This window comes from Rhodococcus sp. NPDC003382, from assembly GCF_053589135.1.
Genome location: NZ_JBSFRH010000090.1, coordinates 1 through 5,340 on the forward strand (window position 1 = coordinate 1; position 5,340 = coordinate 5,340).

The 5,340-nt window shown below is 62.9% G+C and carries 3 protein-coding genes and 1 pseudogene; 3 read left to right on the plus strand and 1 reads right to left on the minus strand.

Annotated features, from left to right (window positions below; all coding sequences use genetic code 11):
* Positions 1-1,164: 1,164 nt before the first annotated feature.
* The 3 genes and pseudogenes from ACWDUD_RS30310 to ACWDUD_RS30320 all read left to right on the plus strand — a co-directional run.
* Positions 1,165-1,293, plus strand: coding sequence for a hypothetical protein (locus ACWDUD_RS30310; protein ID WP_450111733.1), 129 nt, complete (start codon positions 1,165-1,167; stop codon positions 1,291-1,293).
* Between the two features lie 75 nt (positions 1,294-1,368).
* Positions 1,369-2,478: a transposase gene (locus tag ACWDUD_RS30315; RefSeq protein WP_450111735.1), complete on the plus strand. Its 1,110-nt coding sequence runs from the start codon at positions 1,369-1,371 to the stop codon at positions 2,476-2,478.
* Positions 2,427-2,600, plus strand: a pseudogene (locus ACWDUD_RS30320) (ISL3 family transposase); the annotation flags it as partial. The gene ACWDUD_RS30315 and the pseudogene ACWDUD_RS30320, both read left to right, overlap by 52 nt.
* A gap of 762 nt (positions 2,601-3,362) precedes the next feature.
* Here ACWDUD_RS30320 and ACWDUD_RS30325 read toward each other — a convergent pair.
* On the minus strand, positions 3,363-5,222 hold the full coding sequence (locus ACWDUD_RS30325; RefSeq protein WP_450111734.1) for a protein kinase domain-containing protein: 1,860 nt from the start codon (positions 5,220-5,222) through the stop codon (positions 3,363-3,365).
* Positions 5,223-5,340 lie beyond the last annotated feature (118 nt).

The window sequence follows — 5,340 nt, forward strand, 5'->3', positions numbered from 1 at the left end:
GATCTCTACCAGGTAGGACCCCACGTCCTCATCTCACGCCACACCGCCCGAATGTCCCCGGCCGCCGTCAGCGAACTCCTGGTGAGAAAACCTCAGTATCTTCGGAACTTCCGGATCGAGAAATAGGCGACGACCGAACTTTCTATCTCCTAGTAAGGAGATGATAGCTTTGTAAGCCTGAGCTATGGGTGTTTGGCGGTTGACAATGTCGTAATCACCCTCAGTAGGCATGAGGGTCGTCTCCTCTCTGAGTTGTGCGGATTCGAAAATCTTCTGCCGATTTGCTTCCTAACCCCCTTCGCATGCCAGGCGATGAAGCTAAGCAAGCTTGCGGATTGAGACTTGCCGGTACGTCTCGATGCTCCTCCTCTCTGGCCTTTATGTCACGCGGTATCACAACGTAAGACAGCGGCACCTGCCACCACCGAATTTGCCGCGTAACTTCCCGGCCTAATGGCAGCTACCGGCCATGTCGCAACTGTGGCAGGTTTTGGTGCAGGGAGCAGTCGACGGGACAAGATTCTTTCGACCCGACACCGACCTTGTCGATACCAGGATGAGATGCCTGAAGTCAGATCGTGTGCCCGTGTGCCCGTGTGCCCGTGTGCCCGTGTGCCCGTGTGCCGCGCGGGACGCGGTGATCGCTGATGGGAGGTCTGCCCCCGACGTCCATCGAACGCCGGCTGGCGAGTAAGTGGCACTCAGGCCCGGATTGTCGTTCTATTGCTTTGTTGTCGAGGTAGGCGTCTGCGCTAATGATTGACGTGAATTTGTAGATGCCAAGCGGATGGCTGAAGAGTAGGAGGTCGGGCTGCCCATAAATAGCCCAGTTCCCGAAATGTGCCGTGAGCAATGATAGGAACTGGGACTTTGGCGAAGTTCGTCCACTCCGGTCGCTTTCGCCCCCTAGTTCGGCTGATGGCGCTCTTTGATCCTGGATCTGGCGCACTTTCCGTGAAGGCGACAGCACGCCGCTGATCAGCGAAAATCTGCGATAGACCAAGATCATCATGGTGTGACCTCGCGACCCTGACAGCCCTCCTACCGCACCTGAACGACATCGTCATTGCCGCCGTTCACCGGACCGAGTCCGCGATCCGGATCACGGCCCACTTGCAAAGCAGTCAGGGGAAGTGCCCGAAGTGCGGCGCAGCTTCGAGGCGGGTGCATTCACGGTATCGACGCCGTCCCGCAGGCATAGCCATCGGCGCGCATCCTGTCGTCCTCGATCTCGTGGTTCGCAGATTCTTCTGTGACGACAATTCCTGCAGTGCAGCAACATTCGCAGAGTAGGTTCCTGGACTGACGCAACCTTGGGCTCGGCGAACCACGGCGCTCACCACGATGATCGAGGCGATCGGACTGGCCATGGCCGGCCGCGCCGGTGCCCGCCTCGCAACCAAACTCGGGATACACATCAGCAGGGACACCCTGTTGCGGGCCGTACGATCGATCCCGGACCGGCCGATCGAGACAACACCGAGCCTCGGAATCGACGACTTCGCACTGCGCCGCGGACACGTCTACGGAACGGTCATCGTCGATCTGACCGCGGGCCGGCCGATCGATCTGCTGCCCGACCGAACCAGTGACACCGTCTCGACCTGGCTGCAGGAACATCCCGGCGCCGAGATCGTGTGCCGTGACCGGGCCGGTGCCTACGCCGACGCGGTCCGGACCGGGGCACCGGATGCGGTGCAGGTCGCCGACCGATGGCATCTGTGGCGCAACCTGATCGATGCGGTGGAGAAAACCGTGATCCGACACAGGAAAGAACTGTCTGGCCCGGCTACACCACCCGAGGACGCCGAGGAGATCAGCGACGACGCGGCCGCCGCAGAGGCGCCCGACGGCCGATTGGTGGTCCGCACCCGCGAACGGCACGCCGCCGTACACCAGCTGCACGCCCGAGGATTGTCGATCTCGGGTATCAGCAGGGAACTGAACCTCGACCGGCGGACCGTGCGTCGATTCGTCCGCGCCACCGACACCGACGAACTGTTGGCCACCAGCCGGATGGCCGGAGCGACACTCCTCACTGCACACGAGAGGTATCTGCGAGAACGCTTCGCTGCTGGATGCACTGTTGCTGCGCGTCTGACACGGGAGATTACCGAGCGCGGCTATCGGGGAAGCGCGCAGACGGTCCGTCGATTCCTGCATCCGCTGCGCGCCGCCGTCCGCGCCTGTCCGGTTCCGCCGCGTACGCCGAGCGTCAGGCAGGTCACCATGTGGTTGACCTGCCATCCGGACGATCTCACTGCCAAGGACGATCAGCAGCTCACAGACATCCTCGACCGTAGTCCCGCCCTGAGGACCGTGCGTGAACACATTCGCGGTTCGCCGGGATCATGGTCGACCGTCGTGGGCACGACCTGGCCGAGTGGATGGCCGATGTCGATGCCAGCGGATCACCGGCACTTCGGTCCTTCGTTACCGGGCTACGCCGTGACCTCGATGCCGTCACTGCCGGCCTGACGCTCGTGCACAACTCCGGACCGGTCGAAGGCCATGTGAACCGGATCAAGATGCTCAAACGGCAGATGTACGGGCGAGCCAACCTCGACCTGCTCCGCAAGCGTGTCGTTCATCTCGAATAGTGAAGGGTGACAGCGGCTTCACGGAAAGTGCGCCAGAACCACCTTCGCTGAGCCTCATCATGGCGGCTTCTTGGTATCTCAATGTTGATAAAATAGGCGACTCGACGCTGCCGGTCACTGTGTCTTCCATCAGTGAATTCGCCGCTATGCCTCTGCGAATATCGATTCACTATCAGGCCGCCGGGATCGATGTGCGAGGGGCCCGTGTGGGGCGGCGGCGCTTGTCATCTCATCGGAAGCGAGTTCCTGTCGTCACCGCAAGGCAGTCCGCACGATGCGTACGTCTTCATCGATCACCGTAGAAGCGCCGCGGAAATCCGTCGAGCGGACCGCCAACGTCGAACACGCCAGATGGTCCGGCAGCGCGGCGGAAAACTTGAGCCCGCGCAGGGCGTTCCGATCCACGACAGGCAGGGGGCGGACACCGGCCAGACGTAGCCTCCTCAACCCGGCTTGTATGTCGGTGGCACTCAGGTCCGAATGAAGACGAATCGATTCGGCCCCAATCCGCTGCCGGGGTGGGACAAGATCGGATGCCCACGCTGCGAGCGTGCGGTTCGCCTTCGACCCCGCCCATGTCCACCATCGCCAGTCATCGTTGTCTTCGCGAGAAATGACGAGTTCACCCTCAATGACCTGTTCAGCGCGGTGCAGGCGTAGACCCCGAGGGCCGCTGCCGCTCTGCGAGTCAGGGTTACCCCGCGAGGATTGGCACCCAGGAGAACGTCTCGCATGCCGCGGGTGATGTGGAACGATGCGCCGTCAGGGATCGAATTCCACTTCGCTCGACCTTGGAGGTCCGTGGCTTCGACGTATACGTGCCGCCGCTTCCAGTCGATGTGGGTGACCTTCCCGGGCAAGCTCCGTGAGCACCTCCGCCTCGTCGTGCAGCCTTGATGTTGCGGCGTCATCCAGCCCGACCTTGAGCACTCGCAGTCGATCGTCGCTGTCCCGATCGGTGACGAGTACCCCTCGCGCTGTGGAGCCGGCGCCGAGTATTCGCACCACATCGAAGCGGCCACCCAGCACAGCACCCGGGGCGGGGTTGAGAGGATCAGCTTCGTCGGCGGCGGTCGTATCCAGGCGCTTGTGTCGATAGGCCGCCAGCGTGGCGACGAACTCCTGCGCGCCGAACTCGGGGCGACCGGTCTTGCGGTCGGTCTTCATCCGCGTAGACACCGACGGAGATGTGGCCTGCAACACCAGTGAGCGCAGTGCTTCGTCGATGAATGCGCCGCCGGCCGCTGCGAGGTCCAACCCCTGTTCTAGGCGCAGACGCTCGAGTAGAGCAGCGCGATCGCGTGCAGGGGCCTGCCCACCGGACAGAAGGTAGTAGGCCAGAGCGCCGAGGGAGAACACGTCGAGAGCAAGCCGATCAGCGGTCGGAGCCCAGCGGTCCTCCGGAGCCTGATACACCTCGTCTGCAGGTGCGCTGCCCGGCGTAGCTGGAGTGCCCAGCACCGTTGCAGACCGGGTATCGGCGCTGTGCACGCGTCCGGCCCACGACCAATCAGCCAAACGAACCCGCACTTCACCGCGATCGAGAGTGTCGGTGTGGATGAGCACGGTGCTCGGACCGAGGCCGCGGTGCGCAACGTGGTTCCGGTGGGCATACGCGACTGCCTCGGCGATCTGCGTGAGAATCAGGAGCTGCTGGTCGGCAGTGAGAGTGCGGGTCGCCAACGCCAGGTCGAGTGGCTCGTAGCCGGGAAGATCCGGATAGACGATGACCGTGTTGCCGTCGTCGTCCTGAACCAGATCTCTCGGGGCAACGATGGCGTCGTGCCGGAGCGACGACAGCAACGAGAACTCCCGCTGCATCCGCCGATGGGAGGCAGCACGTGCATGTACCGGCGTGCCGCGATGGAATGACACGATACGTGCACGACCGCGCTCCTCGGTTCCCTTGTGTGTGGCTAGCCACTCCTGCCAGTCGTCACCGCTGGCCACTGGCGTGCCGGTGATCGTCCAAGAGCCGGCGTCTCGCTCAGTCCGACGAGCGATGCCCAGGTTCTTCAGCGCGAGCGCGATGATGACAGACAGATCTTCATCGACCCTTTTGCCCTCGGAGGGAGGTTCCAGGAGTCGAGTGGAGATACCGGGCAGGTTGGTCTCCTCCTCGAAACCGTCTGGGCCGAACAAACCCGATTTTGCGAGGTCGGGCATGTCGACCTTGAACGGTGAGCCGTGCAGAAATACCGATTCCTGAACGAACGGAAGCGCCCGCTTGACCTTCTCCGCATTCAGGCCGGCTTCGAGCGCAACTTTGCGAGCTTCCTCTTCGATGCGCGTGGCCAGCCGCTGGGCCTTCCGGCGGGTGATCAGCAGCGGCGATCGCTGGGTGCGCTTCTTGCCGCCCAGGGTGGTGCGTACCCAGTTGGTCTCCGACCCCTGCAGCAATCCGGTGTAGTGCTTGAGCTCGACCAAATGGAGCCGGCGCCGACCGAGGACGAGGGCATCGATCTCGTGCCATTGGCCGTGGTTGTCCATGAACTCGAAGTTCGTCCATGCGCGGTACGGCGAGGCCTTCGGTACCACGTACCGCAGCATCGCCAAGCCGTCGGTCTCGTGCGCGAATGCAGACTTCGAGACCTCGACCCAACGGTCATCGCTGTGTGCCACGTCACCGCCTACTTCTCCGGTTCGGGTCAAGTCCCGTGAGGTGGTGTACGACGTCGTCGCGTGATTCCTCGTGGGTGGCTCAGGCAGTCAAGGCCGGTGTCACCTCCTCGGTCTCCTC